The organism is Xenophilus sp., assembly GCF_044462705.1.
GTDB classification, from domain to species: domain Bacteria; phylum Pseudomonadota; class Gammaproteobacteria; order Burkholderiales; family Burkholderiaceae_C; genus Xenophilus; species Xenophilus azovorans.
In genome coordinates, this window is record NZ_JBIQNC010000126.1 from 1 (window position 1) to 15300 (window position 15300).

The window sequence follows — 15300 nt, forward strand, 5'->3', positions numbered from 1 at the left end:
CGCCCCCGTCCGCTGGACGGCATCACCGTCGTCTCGCTCGAACACGCGGTGGCCGCGCCCTTCTGCACGCGCCAGCTCGCCGACCTGGGCGCGCGCGTCGTCAAGGTCGAGCGCCCCGGCAGCGGCGACTTCGCGCGCGGCTACGACCAGCGCGTGCGCGGCCAGTCCTCGCACTTCACCTGGCTCAACCGCAACAAGGAAAGCCTGGCGCTGGACCTGAAGCGGCCCGAGGCGCAGGCCGCGCTGATCGAGCTGCTCGGCCGCGCCGACGTGCTGGTGCAGAACCTGGCGCCGGGCGCGGCGGCGCGCATGGGCCTGGGCTATGAGGCGCTGCGTGAGCGCTTCCCGCGCCTGGTGGTCTGCGACATCAGCGGCTACGGCGCCGACGGCCCCTACCGCGACAAGAAGGCCTACGACCTGCTGATCCAGAGCGAGGCGGGCTTCCTGTCCGTCACCGGCACGCCCGAGACGCCAGCCAAGTCGGGCATCTCCGTGGCCGACATCGCCGCCGGCATGTACGCCTACACCAGCGTCCTGTCGGCCCTGCTGCTGCGTGGCCGCACCGGTGAGGGCAGCCACGTCGACGTGTCGATGCTGGAAGCGATGGGCGAGTGGATGGGCTACCCGATGTACTACGCCTTCGACGGCGCGCCGCCGCCGCCGCGCACCGGCGCCTCGCACGCCAGCATCTACCCCTACGGCCCCTTCGCCACCGGCAAGGACGTGGGTGAAAGCGGTACGGTGATGCTGGGCCTGCAGAACGAGCGCGAGTGGAAGGCCTTCTGCGAAGGCGTGCTGCGCGACGCCGCGCTGGCCGCCGACCCGCGCTTCGACAGCAACGCGAAGCGCAACGAGCACCGCGAGGCGCTGCAAGCCGTGATCCTCGGCATCTTCGGCACCCTCAGCGCCGAGGAGGTGGTGCGCCGCCTGGACGAGACGGGCATCGCCAACGCCCGCGTCAGCGACATGGCCGACCTGTGGGCGCACCCGCAGCTGAAGGCCCGCGATCGCTGGCGCAGTGTCGGCACGCCGGCCGGCGAGGTGCCCGCGCTGCTGCCGCCCGGCGTGAGCAGCGCCTTCGACTACCGCATGGACCCGGTGCCCACCGTCGGCGAGCACACCGCCGCCATCCTGGCCGAGCTGGGCTGGACGGCCGAGCGCATCGCCGCCCTGCAGAACGACGAATCACCGGAGCAGGCCTCATGAAGCAGGAAAGCCACGCCGCCGTCCATCCCCTGGCGCAGTTCGCCGCCACGCTGCGCTGGCAGGACGTGCCCGCGCCCGTGCAGCGCCGCGCCGAAGACCTGTGGGTGGACTGGTTCGGCTCGGTGCTGGCCGGGCAGGAGGCGCGGCCGGTGCGCAGCATCGCGCGCTTCGCGATATCTCAGGGACCGCAGGGGTCGGCCGACGGGCCGAGCGAGGTGATCGGCCAGGACGCCGCCACCTCGCCCATGATGGCCGCGCTGGCGAATGCGGCGGCCTCGCACGTGGCCGAGCAGGACGACGTGCACAACGGCTCGGTCTTCCACCCGGCGGCGGTGGTGTTCCCGCCCGCGGTGGCGGTGGCGCAGCGCATCGGCGCCAGCGGCGAGCAGCTGATGGCCGCCTGCGTGGCCGGCTACGAGGTGGGCATCCGCGTCGGCGAGTTCCTGGGCCGCAGCCACTACAAGGTCTTCCACACCACGGCCACCGCCGGCACGCTGGCCGCCGCGGCCGCGGTGGGGCGCCTGCTGGAGTTGACGCCCGCGCAGATGCAGCACGCCTTCGGCTCGGCCGGCACGCAGTCGGCGGGGCTGTGGGAGTTTTTGCGCACCGGCGCCGACAGCAAGCAGCTGCACACCGCGCACGCGGCCGCCGCCGGGCTGATGGCGGCCTGCCTGGCGCAGGACGGCTTCACCGGCGCGCAGGACATCTTCACCGGCCCGCAGGGCCTGGCGGCGGGCATGTCCAGCGACGCCGATCCCGCGAAGCTGACCGACGGCCTCGGCACACGCTGGGCCACCGCCGAGACCTCCTTCAAGTGGCACGCCTCGTGCCGCCACACGCATCCGGCCGCCGACGCGCTGCTGCAGGTGATGCAGGCGCACGGCCTGCAGCCTGGCGACATCGCGCAGGTGACCTGCCACGTGCACCAGGGCGCCATCGACGTGCTGGGCCCGGTGGTCTCGCCCGTCACCGTGCACCAGAGCAAGTTCTCGATGGGCACCGTGCTCGGCCTGGCCGCGCGCTTCGGCCATGCCGGGCTGACCGAGTTCGACGCGCAGTACCTCGCGCCCGAGACGGTGGCGCTGCGCGAGAAGGTGCGCATGGTGCTCGACGCCGAGGTGGACGCCGCCTACCCGCAGCGCTGGATCGGCAAGGTGACGGTGCTGGCCACCGACGGCCGCACGCTGCAGGGCCGCGTCGAGGAGCCCAAGGGCGACCCCGGCAACACCCTCACGCGTGAGGAGATCACCGCCAAGGCGCTGCGCCTGGCGGCCTATGGCAGCCCCGGCCTGCCCGCCGCGCGCGTGGCCCAGGCGGTGGACCGCCTGTGGCGCGTCGCGCAGTGGCCGCGCGTGCAGCGGCTGCTGGCCTGACGGGCCGGCCCGTTTTTCCCATCCGGCAGCCTGGGCGCGGACGCCGTCCGCGGGGCCGTCGTGTGTCCAACCAGAGGCGTTCGAGCGCCCACTACCTTCAAGGAGACCCCCGTGACTTTCCATTTCCGATCGCGCCTCGCTTCCCGCTTGCGCTGTGCAGCGGCCTTCGCGCTGGCCCTGGGCGCCGGCGGCGCCGCGCAGGCGGCCGGCTGGCCCGACAAGCCGGTGACGCTGGTGGTGCCGTACTCGGCCGGCGGCCCCACCGACGTGGTGGCGCGCCTGCTGGCCGTGCCGATGGGCAGGTCGCTCGGCCAGATCGTGGTGGTGGAGAACACCGTGGGTGCCGGCGGCACCATCGCGCCGGCGCGCGTGGCCCGCGCCAGGGCCGACGGCCACACCATCCTGATCCACCACATGGGCATGGCGACCGCGCCGGCGCTCTACAGGAAGCTGCCCTACGACCCGCTGAAGGACTTCGAGTACATCGGCCAGGTGCTGGACGTGCCGATGACGCTGCTCTCGCGCAAGGACTTCCCGGCCAGCACCTTCCCCGAGCTGCTGGACTACGTGAAGAAGAACCAGGACAAGGTCTCGCTGGCCAACGCCGGCACCGGCGCGGTGTCGCAGCTGTGCGGCATGCTGTTCATGCACCAGGCGGGCGTGAAGCTGACCACCGTGCCCTACAAGGGCGCCGGCCCGGCCATGAACGACCTGATGGGCGGGCAGGTGGACCTGCTGTGCGACCAGACCACGCAGACCGTGCCCGTCATCCAGGACGGCAAGCGCGCCAAGGTCTTCGGCGTCACCACGCTGAAGCGCCAGCCCACGCTGCCGCAGATCCCGACGCTGGACGAGCAGGGCTTCAAGGGCTTCGACGTGAAGGTGTGGCACGGCATGTACACGCCCAGGGGCACGCCGCAGGAGGCGCTGGCTGCGCTCAACAAGGCGCTGAACGCCGCGCTGCAGGACGCCACCGTGAAGCAGCGCATCGCCGAGTTGAGTTCGGAGCTGGCCACGCCCGACAAGGCCACGCCCGAGGGCCTGCGCAAGCACCTGGAGGCCGAGGTGGCGCGCTGGGACAAGGTCATCAAGGCGGCCGGCGTCACCGCGGAGTGAATGCGGCTACGGTGGCGGTGCTGCAAGGAGACTTCGATGATCGACCGGCTGGACCACCTCGTGCTCACCACCGCCGACGAGGCGGCCTGCGTGCACTTCTACGCCACCGTGCTGGGCATGCAGCTGCAGACCTTCGGCGAGGGCCGCAAGGCCTTCGTCTTCGGCGCGCAGAAGATCAACCTGCACGTCAAGGGCCGCGAGTTCGAGCCTAAGGCGCTGCATCCCACGCCCGGCGCGCTGGACCTGTGCCTCATCGCCGCCGTGCCGCTGGAGCAGGTGCAGCAGCGCCTGGCGGCGCACGGCGTGCCCGTCGAGTGCGGCCCGGTGCAGCGCACCGGCGCGCGCGGCCCGATCCGCTCGGTCTACGTGCGCGACCCCGACCGCAACCTGGTCGAGATCTCGGTCTACGCCTGAACACGCCCCCGCTTTCGCCATGAACCTGCCCGAGCTGCCGCAGCACGCCGCTTCCTTCCTCTTCGCGCCCGCCAACCGGCCGGAGCGCCTGGCCAAGGCGCTGGCCGGCGGCGCCGACATGGTGATCGCCGACTGGGAGGACGCGGTGGCGCCGGCCGACAAGGCCGCGGCCCGCACGGCGCTGGCCGAGGCGGTGGGCGCGCTGGCGGCGGCCGGGCGAGCGCGCGTGCTGGTGCGGATCAATGCCGAGGGCACGCCCTGGCATGCGGACGACCTGCAGGCACTCGGCCCGCTGGTGGCGCAGGGCATCGCCGGCGTGGTCGTGCCGAAGGCCGAGCGGGCGCCGGCGCTGCACGCGGTGGCGCAGGCCGCCGGCGCGCGGGCTGCCTTGCTGCCGCTGGTGGAAAGCGTGGCCGGGCTCGATGCGCTGGACGCCCTGGCCGCCGCGCCGCAGGTGGCGCGGCTGGTGTTCGGCCACCTGGACTTCCAGGTGGACGCCGGCATCGACTGCGGCGAGAACGAAGAGGAATTGCTGCCCGTGCGCATGGCGCTAGTGCTGGCCTCGCGCCGCGCCGGGCTGCAGGCGCCGGTGGACGGCGTGACGGTGGACACACGCGACGCCGCCCGCATGGCCGCCGACGCCGAACGCGCCCGGCGCATGGGCTTCGGCGGCAAGCTGTGCATCCACCCGGCGCAGGTGCCGGTGCTGCATGGCGTGTTCGATCCGGACGAGGCGGCCGTCGCACAGGCGCGGCGCGTGCAGCAGGCGCTGCGCGAGGCGGGCGGCGGCGTGTGCGTGGTGGACGGGCGCATGGTCGATGCGCCCGTGCTCAAGCGGGCGGAGCAGACGTTGGCGCGGCACGCGCGAGCGCAGGCGCGCGTGCGCCCGGCCGGTTGATGCAGATATGCGTCTGATCAACACCCACCGTTCGGGCTGAGCCTGTCGAAGCCTCGCGCCGCGCTTCGACAAGCTCAGCGTGAACGGTGGAGGTGGTTGAACGCGCTTCCGTGAAAGCCCGGAAGGAAGACCCGGAAGAGGGCGCCGAGCCGGCCCCTCAGGCCACCAGCGCCGCCCGGTCCTGGTTCGCCGCACCCTCGCGCGTGGCCGCCGCGATCTGCGCGCGCGTGCCGTCGAAGGCCGCCTTGCGCGCCTCATCACCCATCGCCAGCCCCTCGGCGCGCACGAAGCGCACGTCGGTGATGCCGAAGAAGCCGAAGATCACCTTCAGGTAGCTCTCCTGGTGCTCGGCCGCCTGGCCGGCCTCGGTGGTCGAGTACAGGCCGCCGCGGGTGGAGGCGACGATCACCGTCTTGCCGCCGGCCAGGCCGACCGCGCCCTTGTCGGTGTATTTGAAGGTGCGGCCCGCCTGCGCCAGCCGGTCGATCCAGGCCTTGAGCTGGGTGGGAATCGAGAAGTTGTAGAGCGGGGCGCCGACCACGATCACGTCCGCCGCGAGGAACTGGCTGATCAGCCGCTCGGAGACCTCGTTCTCGCGCTTCTGCGCCTCGGTGGGCTCGGCCGGCTGGCCGACCTTGATGCCCAGCGCGTCGGGGCCGAAGTGGTTCGGCGCATCCGCGGCCAGGTCGAGGTAGTCGACGCTGGTGCCGGGATGGGCGGCCTGCCACTGGGCCACGATGCCGGCCGTGAGCTGGCGGGAGGCGGAGTTGGCGCCCAGGACGCTGGAATCGATGTGGAGCAGTTTCATGTCGGAATCCTCGGTGGGGGGCTGCCGCAGGAGCGGGAAGCGGCGGCGATGGGGATAGTCTATGGATGGATCAATCTCTCGATAAGCCGCCGAAAACGCGACGACTTGTTCCGAATTCAGGACAATGAGCACCATGCAGGACCTCAACGACATGCTTTTCTTCGCGGAGGTGGCCGAGCGCGGCGGCTTCAGCGCCGCTAGCCGGGCGCTGGGCGTCCCCAAGTCGCGCCTGTCGCGCCGGGTGGCGGAGCTGGAGGCCTCGCTGGGCGTGCAGCTGCTGCAACGCAGCACGCGGCGCCTGTCGCTCACGCCGGCGGGAGAAACCTTCCTGCGCCACTGCGTGGACGTGCGCGAGGCGGCCGGCGCCGCGGTGGAGGCCGTGGCCCGCGAGCAGAAGGAGCCCCGCGGCACGGTGCGCCTGAGCTGCCCCGTGACGCTGGCGCAGAGCAGCCTCGGCGTGCTGCTGCCGCGCTTCATGCGGCGCCATCCGCAGGTGCGGGTGGAGATGCTGGTGGTCAACCGGCCGGTGGACCCGGTCGAGGAGGGCATGGACATGGCACTGCGGGTGCGCGCGCAGGTCGAGAACAGCGCCAGCCTGGCCGCGCGCGTGTTCGGGCACAGCCGCGCCCTGCTGCTGGCCGCCCCCGAACTGCTGGCCCGCAGCGGGCCGCCGGCGCGGCCGGAAGACCTCGCACGGCTGGACAGCGTGGCCATGACGGCCGCCGACGGCCGCGCGGGCATGACGCTGCACGGCCCCGGCGGCGCCACCTTCCACTACGTCCAGGCGCCGCGCTACATGGCCGGCGACCTGGCGACGCTGCGCTACGCGGTGCTGGCCGGCGTCGGCGCGGGCATGCTGCCCGACTACCTGTGCCGCGACGACCTGCGCGAGGGCCGGCTGGTGCAGGCGCTGCCGGGCTGGGCGCCGGTGGGCGGCATCGTGCATGCGATGTTCCCGCCGCGCCGCGCGCGGGTGCCGGCGGTGCGGGCGCTGCTGGACTTCCTGTCCGAACACCTGGCGGAGGACGATCCGCTGCGCGACCCGCACGAGCGCGGCGCCGGCTGCGCGTTGCCGGCATCTTGACCCGCGGCAAGGCCCGCGCCGGGGCGGGGCGGTAGCGTCTCGTGACGCACCCGATGCCCGCGCCGGCGTCGTGGGCCCGGCCGGGAGGCGGACAATGCCGGGTCGGCGTCCGCACCGACGCGGCCGCCCTGGAGTCCACTGCATGAAAAGAGATCAACTGCCGGGCCCCGTCCGGCTCGCCACCCAGCCCATCAGCCAGGACGTGCTGGCCGAGAAGTACCTCAAGGCCGGCGAGACCTCGGCCGACCAGCTCTATGCACGCGTGGCCCGCGCCCTGGCCTCGGTGGAGCAGCCGGCGCCGCGCGCCGAGTGGGAGCGCCGCTTCCTGGACAACCTGCGCGCGGGCGCCATCGGCGCCGGCCGCATCATGAGCGCCGCCGGCACCGACATCCAGGCCACGCTGATCAACTGCTTCGTGCAGCCGGTAGGCGACGCGATCCAGGGCCGCGACGCGGACGGCTACCCCGGCATCTACGAGGCGCTGCGCGAGGCCGCCGAGACCATGCGCCGCGGCGGCGGCGTGGGCTACGACTTCAGCCGCATCCGCCCCAAGGGCGCCGACGTCAAGGGCACGCACTCCATCGCCAGCGGCCCGTGCAGCTACATGAACGTGTTCGACCAGTCCTGTTCCACGGTCGAGAGCGCGGGCAGCCGGCGCGGCGCGCAGATGGGGGTGCTGCGCATCGACCACCCGGACGTGCTGGAGTTCATCACCGCCAAGCGCACGCCGGGACGCTGGAACAACTTCAACGTCTCGGTCGGCGTATCCGACGCCTTCATGCAGGCGGTGATCGACGGCGCCGACTGGGAACTGGCGCACAAGGCCGCGCCCGGCCCCAAGCTGATGGCGAAGGGCGCCTACCAGCGCGCCGACGGCCAGTGGGTGTACCGCAGGCTGCCGGCGCGCGAGCTGTGGGACACGATCATGAAGTCAGCCTACGACTTCGCCGAGCCGGGCATCCTGTTCCTGGACCAGATCGGCAGGGACAACAACCTCAGCTACTGCGAGCGCATCGAGGCGACCAACCCCTGCGGCGAACAGCCGCTGCCCCCCTACGGCTGCTGCGACCTCGGCCCGGTCATCCTGACGAACTTTGTGCGCCACCCCTTCGGCGAGGGCGGCGAGCCGGCCTTCGACTTCGACGCCTTCGCGCAGGTGGTCGCCACCCAGGTGCGGGCGCTGGACAACGTGCTGGACCTGACCTTCTGGCCGCTGCCCCAGCAGCGCGAGGAAAGCGCGGCCAAGCGCCGCATCGGCGTGGGCTTCACCGGCCTGGGCAACGCCCTGACCATGCTGCGGCTGCGCTACGACCGCCAGGAGGGCCGTGACATGGCAGCGCGCATCGCGCGCACCCTGCGCGATGCCGCCTATGCCGCCTCGGTCGAGCTGGCGCGGGAGAAGGGCGCCTTCCCGAAGTTCCAGGCCGAGGGCTACCTGGCCGAAGGCACCTTCGCCAGCCGGCTGCCGGCGGAACTCAAGGCCGCCATCCGCCAGCACGGCATCCGCAACAGCCACCTGCTGTCGATCGCGCCGACCGGCACCGTCAGCCTGGCCTTCGCCGACAACGCCAGCAACGGCATCGAGCCCGCGTTCAGCTGGGGCTACACGCGCAACAAGCGCGAGGCCGACGGCAGCCGCAGCAGCTACACAGTGGAGGACCACGCCTTCCGCCTGTACCGCGCGCTGGTCGACGCCGATGCGACGACCGACGGCGCGCTGCCCGACTACTTCGTGAATGCGCTGCAGATGAGCGCCGCCGACCACGTGGCCATGATGCAGGCGGTGCAGCCCTTCGTGGACACCTCCATCTCCAAGACGGTCAACATCCCCGAGGACTACCCCTACGAGGACTTCAAGACCCTGTACCGCGCGGCCTGGGAGGCGGGGCTGAAGGGCCTGGCCACCTACCGCCCGAACAGCATCCTCGGCGCGGTGCTGGAAACCACGGCGCCGGCCGCGAAGGAGGCGCCGCCGCCCGCGGCCCCGCCGGTGCCGGTCGATCCCATGCGCACCGTCATCGAGAGCCGGCCCAGCGGCGCGCTGAACGCGGTGGCCGAGAAGGTCGAGTACTGGACGCAGGAAGGGCAGCAGCGGCTGTACCTGGTGGTGTCCTTCCTGCCCATCGTCACCGAGGACGGGCGCCACATGGAGCGCGCCATCGAGTTCTTCATGCCGGTGGGGCAGAGCGGCGAGTCGCAGCAGTGGATCACCGCCACCATGCGCATGCTGTCGCTGGCGGCGCGCGGCGGCTTCCTGGACCGCGCCCTGTCGGACATGCGCAAGGTCACCTGGGACCGCGGCCCGGTGCGTCTGGGCACCTACGAGAAGGCCGACGGCGGCCAGGTGCCGCGCTGGCACGACAGCGAGGTGGCGGCCATCGCCTATGCCGTCCAGAACCTGATCGCGCGCCGGCAGCAGTCCGCGCAGGGCTCGCTGTTCGAGCCGGACGAACTGCCCGCCGCCCCGGCGCCGGCCGCGGCGGCCCCGGCCGCTGTCCCGATGCCGGGCGTCATGGCGGGCAAGAAATGCGTCGAGTGCGGCGCGCACGCCATGATCCGCAAGGACGGCTGCGACTACTGCACGCAGTGCGGCTACATGGGCAGTTGCGGCTGAGGCTGCAGCCATTCGGCTTATTCCCCGGCCGGTATATTCAAACAAGAAGATATTCGTTTGTTATCCGTGGCGGGCTTCCGACAATCCCGTTTCCGATTGCTGAAAGGACCGCCATGGCCACGCTGCGACTGGGCGACACCGCCCCCGACTTCACCCAGGACTCCTCCAAGGGTCCGATCCGCTTCCACGAATGGGCGGGCGACTCGTGGGTGGTGCTGTTCTCCCACCCGGCCGACTTCACGCCGGTGTGCACCACCGAACTGGGCAAGACGGCGGCGCTGGGCGGCGAGTTCGCCAAGCGCGGCGTCAAGACCATCGCCATCAGCGTCGACCCGGTGGACAGCCACCAGAAGTGGATCGGCGACATCAACGAGACGCAGAACACGACGGTCGACTTCCCGATCCTGGCCGACGCCGACCGCAAGGTGTCGGAGTTGTACGACCTGATCCACCCCAACGCCTCTACCACGGCCACGGTGCGCAGCGTGTTCATCATCGATCCGAAGCACGTGATCCGCGCCACCATCACCTACCCGGCGAGCACGGGGCGCAACTTCGACGAGATCCTGCGCGTGATCGACTCGCTGCAGCTCACCGACAGCCACAAGGTCGCCACGCCGGTGAACTGGCAGGACGGCGACGACGTGGTCATCGTGCCGAGCATCCAGGACCCGGAAGAGCTGAAGACGCGCTTCCCCAAGGGCTGGAACGCGGTGCGCCCCTACCTGCGCATCACGCCGCAGCCCAACAAGTAAGCAGGGCGGCCCCGGCGTGCAGCCCACCCTCGTCATCGTCCCCGGCTGGCGCGACTCCGGGCCCGGCCACTGGCAGAGCCTGTGGGCCGAGCGCATGCAGGGCGCGGTGCGCGTGGTGCAGGACGACTGGGACGCGCCGCACCGCGGGCCCTGGGTCGGCGCGCTGGAAAAGCTCGTCCTGGCCCAGCCCGGCCCGGTGGTGATCGCCGCCCACAGCCTGGGCTGCATCACGACCGTGCACCTGGGCCCGGCCGCGGCCGCGCGCGTGGCCGGGGCGCTGCTGGTGGCGCCGGCCGACCCGGAGCGCCGCGCCGTGCTGCACGACTTCGCGCCGGTGCCCAGCACGCCGCTGCCGTACCGCAGCATCGTCGTGGCCAGCAGCAACGACCCCTTCTGCCCGGTGCGCCGCGCCGGCGCCTATGCCCGTTCCTGGGGCAGCGAATTCGTCCGCATGCAGAATGCGGGCCATATCAACGTCGAATCCGGGCACGGCGACTGGCCCCTGGGCCTGGCCCTGCTCGGATCGCTGACGGATGCGCCCGTGCGCCCGAGCGTGCGGCGCGAGACCTTTGACAACCTGGCAACCCTATGACTTCGAAGATCAAGAACATCGCCGCCGCGCTGGCCGTGGCTTCCTCGGCCCTGGCCGGCAACGCCTTCGCGCAGGCCAGCCAGCTGCTCAACGTCTCCTATGACGTGGCGCGCGAGTTCTACAAGGACTACAACACCGCCTTCGTCGCCCACTACAAGAAGACCACGGGCAAGGACGTGAAGGTCGACCAGTCGCACGCCGGCTCCAGCGCCCAGGCGCGCGCCGTGGCCGACGGCCTGGACGCCGACGTGGTGACGATGAACACCACCACCGACATCGAGTTCCTGGCGGACAAGGGCGTGGTGGCCAAGGACTGGGCCAAGCGCTTCCCCGACAACGCGGCGCCCACCACCTCGACCATGCTGATCCTGGTGCGCAAGGGCAACCCCAAGGGCATCAAGGACTGGGACGACCTGGTCAAGCCCGGCACGCAGGTCGTGATCGTCAACCCCAAGACCGGCGGCAACGGCCGCTACGCCTACCTGGCCGCCTGGGGCTACGTGAAGAAGAAGGGCGGCACCGACGCGCAGGCCGCCGAGTTCGTGGGCAAGCTGTTCAAGAACGTGCCGGTGCTGGCGCGCGGCGGCCGCGACGCGACCACCGCCTTCCTGCAGCGCAACATCGGCGATGCGCTGATCACCTTCGAGTCGGAAGTGGTCTCCATCGACCGCGACTTCGGCGCCGGCAAGGTCGACGCCGTGTACCCGAGCATCAGCATCCTGGCCGAGAACCCGGTGGCTGTGGTCGAACGCACCACCGCCAAGAAGGGCACGGGCGAGCTGGCCAAGGCCTACCTCGACTACCTCTACTCGGAAGAAGCGCAGGAGATCGCCGCCAAGCATGCGCTGCGCCCGCGCTCGCCGACGGTGCTGAAGAAGCACGCCGACACCTTCAAGCCGCTGCAGCTGTTCACCGTGCAGGAGCTGTTCGGCAGCCTGAGCGAAGCGCAGAAGGTGCACTTCAACGACGGCGCCCAGTTCGACAAGATCTACACGCCCGGCGCCAAGTAACCCGATGACCAGTGCCGCCTCGCCGGCGCTGCCGTCCGCGGCAGCGCCGGTTTCACGTTCCCGCTCCGGCGGCGCCAAGCGGGTGCTGCCGGGCTTCCATCTCACGCTCGGGTACACGCTGCTGTACCTGTGCCTGATCGTCCTCATCCCGCTCACCACGCTGGTCTTCAAGACCTTCACCATGAGCTGGGAGCAGTTCTGGGAGGCGGTGACGGCGCCGCGCGTGCTGGCCTCGTACCGCCTGACCTTCGGCGCCTCCTTCCTGGCGGCGCTGGCCAACCTGTTTTTCGGCCTGCTGGTGGCCTGGGTGCTGGTGCGCTACAAGTTCCCCGGCAAGAAGATCGTCGACGCGCTGGTGGACCTGCCCTTCGCGCTGCCCACCGCCGTGGCCGGCATCTCGCTGACGGCGCTGCTGGCCGGCAACGGCTGGATCGGCCAGTACCTGGAGCCGATGGGCATCAAGCTGGCCTTCACGCCCGCCGGCGTGGTGGTGGCGCTGATCTTCATCGGGCTGCCCTTCGTGGTGCGCACCGTGCAGCCGGTGCTGGAAGACACCGAGAAGGAGCTGGAGGAGGCCGCCACCTCGCTGGGCGCCACGCGCTGGCAGACCTTCCGGCTGGTGATCCTGCCGTCCATCATGCCGGCGCTGCTCACCGGCTTCGCGATGGCCTTCGCGCGCGCCATCGGCGAGTACGGCTCGGTCATCTTCATCGCCGGCAACATGCCCATGGTCTCGGAGATCACGCCGCTGGTCATCATCGGCAAGCTGGAGCAGTACGACTACCAGGGTGCCACCGCGGTGGCGCTGGTGATGCTGGTGTTCTCCTTCCTGATGCTGCTGGTCATCAACGCGCTGCAGAGCTGGCAGCGCAAGCGGGGGGCGTCGGCATGAGCGGAGGCACGGGAATGCGCGCCAACCTGGGCAGGGCTCAGGCCGGCACCACCGAGTCGGCCGCCGTGCGCTGGGCGCTGATCGGCGCGGCGCTGCTGTTCATGTTCTTCTTCCTGGTGCTGCCGCTGGCCGCGGTGGCGACGGAGGCGCTGCGCAAGGGCTGGGACGCCTACTTAGAGGCGCTGAAGGAGCCCGACGCCTGGAGCGCGATCCGCCTGACGCTGATCACCGCCGCCATCTCGGTGCCGCTGAACCTGGTGTTCGGCGTCGCCGCGGCATGGGCCATCGCCAAGTTCGAGTTCAAGGGCAAGGCCTTCCTCACCACGCTGGTCGACCTGCCCTTCGCCGTGTCGCCGGTGGTGGCGGGCCTGATCTACGTGCTGGTCTTCGGCGCGCAGGGTTGGCTGGGCCCGTGGCTGGCGGCGCACGATATCAAGATCATCTTCGCCGTGCCCGGCATCGTGCTGGCCACCGTGTTCGTGACCTTCCCCTTCATCGCGCGCGAGCTGATCCCGCTGATGCAGGCGCAGGGCACCGACGAGGAGCAGGCCGCCATCGTGCTGGGCGCCACCGGCTGGCAGACCTTCCGGCACGTGACGCTGCCCAACATCAAGTGGGGCCTGCTGTACGGCGTCATCCTGTGCAACGCGCGGGCGATGGGCGAGTTCGGCGCGGTGTCGGTGGTGTCGGGCCACATCCGCGGCCAGACCAACACCATGCCGCTGCACGTGGAGGTGCTCTACAACGAGTACCAGTCGGTCGCCGCCTTCGCCGTGGCCTCGCTGCTGGCCATCCTGGCGCTGGTCACGCTGGTCATCAAGACGGTCGCCGAATGGCGCCACGAACGTGAAATGAAAGCCATCGCCGAGCTGCCGCCCGAGCGGCCGCAACCGGCATCGGGAGCAAGCGCATGAGCATCGAGATCCGCAACGTCAGCAAGCGCTTCGGCGACTTCCACGCGCTGCGCGACGTCAGCCTGAACATCGATTCGGGCGAGCTGTTCGCCCTGTTGGGCCCCTCGGGCTGCGGCAAGACCACGCTGCTGCGCATCATCGCGGGGCTGGAGACGGCCGACAGCGGCAGCATCCTGTTCAGCGGCGAGGACACCACCGACGTGCACGTGCGCGAGCGGCAGGTGGGCTTCGTGTTCCAGCACTACGCGCTGTTCCGCCACATGAGCGTGTTCGACAACGTGGCCTTCGGGCTGCGCGTCAAGCCGCGCGGCCAGCGCCCGAGCGAGGCGCAGATCAAGGCCAAGGTGATGGACCTGCTCAAGCTGGTGCAGCTGGACTGGCTGGCTGAGCGCTACCCGGCCCAGCTCTCGGGCGGCCAGCGCCAGCGCATCGCCTTGGCGCGCGCGCTGGCGGTGGAGCCCAAGGTGCTGCTGCTGGACGAGCCCTTCGGCGCGCTGGACGCCAAGGTGCGCAAGGAGCTGCGCCGCTGGCTGCGCCGCCTGCACGACGAGCTGCACGTCACCTCCATCTTCGTCACCCACGACCAGGAGGAGGCGCTGGAGGTGGCCGACCGCGTGGTGCTGATGAACGCCGGCCGCATCGAGCAGGTGGGCTCGCCGCAGGAGGTCTGGGACCACCCCGCCAGCCCCTTCGTCTACGGCTTCCTGGGCGACGTGAACCTGTTCCACGGCCGCGCCCACGAGGGCGAGGTGGAAGTGCAGGGCGTGCGCTTCCCCTCCGCCGACGCGCAGGATGCCGACGGCGCCAAGGCGCTGGCCTACGTGCGCCCGCACGACTTCGACATCGCCCGCTTCGCGGCCGGCGGCGGCAAGCCGCAGGGCATCGTGGCGACCATCGGCCGGGCGATCGTGGTCGGTCCCATCGCGCGGATGGAACTGGAGCCGGTCGAAACGAATCCTGACAATCCGGGTTCCGGGAACATCATCGAGGCGCAGATCCCTGCGCAGCAGTTCCGGGAACTGGGCCTGCGCGAGGGCGACACGGTGGTCGCCAACCCGCGCAGGGCACGTGTGTTCGTCGATCAAGGACTCGGGATTTGAACTTCCTCTTTGGCGCGCCGCGCCGCACCTACGCCCTCATCTGCGCCGCCTGCGTGGCGATGCTGGCCTTCGGCATGTACCTGCAGCACGTGGTGGGGCTCGAACCCTGCCCGATGTGCGTGGTGCAGCGCTATGCGCTCGTGCTGGTGGCCGTCTTCACCGGCCTGGCCGGCGCCACGGGCCGCACCGGCCTGCAGAAGACCTGGGGGCTGCTGGCCCTCGTCGCGTCCGTCGGCGGCGCCTACACGGCGGCCCGCCAGAGCTGGCTGCAATGGCACCCGCCGGAGTTCGTGAGCTGCGGGCGCGACATCTACGGGATGATCGAATCCTTCCCGCTGCAGCGGGCCATCCCGATGATCTTCCGCGGCAGCGGCGACTGCAGCCAGATCGACTGGACCTTCCTCGGCCTGTCGATCGCCAACTGGTCCTTCATCTGCTTCACCGTCTTCGGCGTGGTCGTTCTGGGCCTGCTGCTCAGCCGCAGGGGCCGTTCGGGCCCGTCCTTCGCCGCGGCCTGAAGCGGC

Annotated in this window: 15 protein-coding genes; 14 read left to right on the top strand and 1 reads right to left on the bottom strand. The window is 71.0% G+C overall.

Annotation, left to right across the window (positions count from 1 at the left end; genetic code table 11):
• From ACIY1X_RS17555 to ACIY1X_RS17575, 5 genes are all read left to right on the top strand, one after another.
• Positions 1–1206, top strand: a 1206-nt coding sequence (locus tag ACIY1X_RS17555) for a CaiB/BaiF CoA transferase family protein (RefSeq protein WP_399682885.1), incomplete at its 5' end; no start/stop codon positions are given.
• Entirely contained in the window at positions 1203–2579 is a 1377-nt protein-coding gene (locus tag ACIY1X_RS17560) for an MmgE/PrpD family protein (protein WP_399682887.1), read from the top strand. The genes ACIY1X_RS17555 and ACIY1X_RS17560, both read left to right, overlap by 4 nt.
• A gap of 111 nt (positions 2580–2690) precedes the next feature.
• On the top strand, positions 2691–3695 hold the full coding sequence (locus tag ACIY1X_RS17565) for a tripartite tricarboxylate transporter substrate-binding protein (protein WP_399682890.1): 1005 nt from the start codon (positions 2691–2693) through the stop codon (positions 3693–3695).
• Between the two features lie 36 nt (positions 3696–3731).
• Positions 3732–4109, top strand: a complete 378-nt coding sequence (locus ACIY1X_RS17570) for a VOC family protein (protein ID WP_399682892.1) — start codon at positions 3732–3734, stop codon at positions 4107–4109.
• Positions 4110–4128: 19 nt separating this feature from the next.
• On the top strand, positions 4129–5007 hold the full coding sequence (locus tag ACIY1X_RS17575; protein ID WP_399682894.1) for an HpcH/HpaI aldolase/citrate lyase family protein: 879 nt from the start codon (positions 4129–4131) through the stop codon (positions 5005–5007).
• Between the two features lie 157 nt (positions 5008–5164).
• Here the strand turns inward: ACIY1X_RS17575 and ACIY1X_RS17580 are convergent, their stop codons facing one another.
• A complete protein-coding gene (locus tag ACIY1X_RS17580) occupies positions 5165–5815 on the bottom strand; it encodes an FMN-dependent NADH-azoreductase (RefSeq protein WP_399682896.1) in 651 nt (216 codons plus the stop codon).
• A 133-nt stretch (positions 5816–5948) separates the two neighbouring features.
• Between ACIY1X_RS17580 and ACIY1X_RS17585 the strand changes: the two genes are divergently transcribed.
• From ACIY1X_RS17585 to ACIY1X_RS17625, 9 genes are all read left to right on the top strand, one after another.
• The gene (locus ACIY1X_RS17585) at positions 5949–6899 is read left to right on the top strand and encodes a LysR family transcriptional regulator (protein ID WP_399682898.1); all 951 of its coding nucleotides are present in this window, start codon (positions 5949–5951) and stop codon (positions 6897–6899) included.
• Between the two features lie 142 nt (positions 6900–7041).
• Positions 7042–9513: an adenosylcobalamin-dependent ribonucleoside-diphosphate reductase gene (locus ACIY1X_RS17590; RefSeq protein WP_399682901.1), complete on the top strand. Its 2472-nt coding sequence runs from the start codon at positions 7042–7044 to the stop codon at positions 9511–9513.
• Positions 9514–9626: 113 nt separating this feature from the next.
• On the top strand, positions 9627–10268 hold the full coding sequence (locus ACIY1X_RS17595; protein WP_399682903.1) for a peroxiredoxin: 642 nt from the start codon (positions 9627–9629) through the stop codon (positions 10266–10268).
• 16 nt (positions 10269–10284) lie between these two features.
• On the top strand, positions 10285–10860 hold the full coding sequence (locus ACIY1X_RS17600) for an RBBP9/YdeN family alpha/beta hydrolase (RefSeq protein ID WP_399682905.1): 576 nt from the start codon (positions 10285–10287) through the stop codon (positions 10858–10860).
• Entirely contained in the window at positions 10857–11870 is a 1014-nt protein-coding gene (locus ACIY1X_RS17605) for a sulfate ABC transporter substrate-binding protein (protein ID WP_399682908.1), read from the top strand. Before ACIY1X_RS17600 ends, ACIY1X_RS17605 begins: the two co-directional genes overlap by 4 nt.
• A gap of 4 nt (positions 11871–11874) precedes the next feature.
• Positions 11875–12762 (top strand): sulfate ABC transporter permease subunit CysT, encoded by an 888-nt coding sequence (gene cysT, locus ACIY1X_RS17610; protein WP_399682910.1) that lies wholly within the window; start codon positions 11875–11877, stop codon positions 12760–12762.
• A gap of 14 nt (positions 12763–12776) precedes the next feature.
• On the top strand, positions 12777–13676 hold the full coding sequence (gene cysW, locus ACIY1X_RS17615; protein WP_399682913.1) for a sulfate ABC transporter permease subunit CysW: 900 nt from the start codon (positions 12777–12779) through the stop codon (positions 13674–13676).
• Positions 13673–14776 carry a sulfate/molybdate ABC transporter ATP-binding protein gene (locus tag ACIY1X_RS17620; RefSeq protein ID WP_399682915.1) on the top strand — a complete coding sequence of 368 codons (1104 nt, stop codon included), beginning with the start codon at positions 13673–13675 and terminating at the stop codon, positions 14774–14776. Before cysW ends, ACIY1X_RS17620 begins: the two co-directional genes overlap by 4 nt.
• Positions 14773–15294: a disulfide bond formation protein B gene (locus ACIY1X_RS17625; protein WP_399682918.1), complete on the top strand. Its 522-nt coding sequence runs from the start codon at positions 14773–14775 to the stop codon at positions 15292–15294. The genes ACIY1X_RS17620 and ACIY1X_RS17625 overlap by 4 nt, the downstream gene beginning before the upstream one ends.
• Positions 15295–15300: the final 6 nt, after the last annotated feature.

Coding starts and splice junctions, on each gene's coding strand:
- cysW (WP_399682913.1), top strand. CDS start 12,777: ATGCGCGCCAACCTGGGCAGGGCTCAGGCCGGCACCACCGAGTCGGCC.
- ACIY1X_RS17575 (WP_399682894.1), top strand. CDS start 4,129: ATGAACCTGCCCGAGCTGCCGCAGCACGCCGCTTCCTTCCTCTTCGCG.
- ACIY1X_RS17585 (WP_399682898.1), top strand. CDS start 5,949: ATGCAGGACCTCAACGACATGCTTTTCTTCGCGGAGGTGGCCGAGCGC.
- ACIY1X_RS17620 (WP_399682915.1), top strand. CDS start 13,673: ATGAGCATCGAGATCCGCAACGTCAGCAAGCGCTTCGGCGACTTCCAC.
- ACIY1X_RS17560 (WP_399682887.1), top strand. CDS start 1,203: ATGAAGCAGGAAAGCCACGCCGCCGTCCATCCCCTGGCGCAGTTCGCC.
- cysT (WP_399682910.1), top strand. CDS start 11,875: ATGACCAGTGCCGCCTCGCCGGCGCTGCCGTCCGCGGCAGCGCCGGTT.
- ACIY1X_RS17580 (WP_399682896.1), bottom strand. CDS start 5,815: ATGAAACTGCTCCACATCGATTCCAGCGTCCTGGGCGCCAACTCCGCC.
- ACIY1X_RS17605 (WP_399682908.1), top strand. CDS start 10,857: ATGACTTCGAAGATCAAGAACATCGCCGCCGCGCTGGCCGTGGCTTCC.
- ACIY1X_RS17590 (WP_399682901.1), top strand. CDS start 7,042: ATGAAAAGAGATCAACTGCCGGGCCCCGTCCGGCTCGCCACCCAGCCC.
- ACIY1X_RS17570 (WP_399682892.1), top strand. CDS start 3,732: ATGATCGACCGGCTGGACCACCTCGTGCTCACCACCGCCGACGAGGCG.
- ACIY1X_RS17595 (WP_399682903.1), top strand. CDS start 9,627: ATGGCCACGCTGCGACTGGGCGACACCGCCCCCGACTTCACCCAGGAC.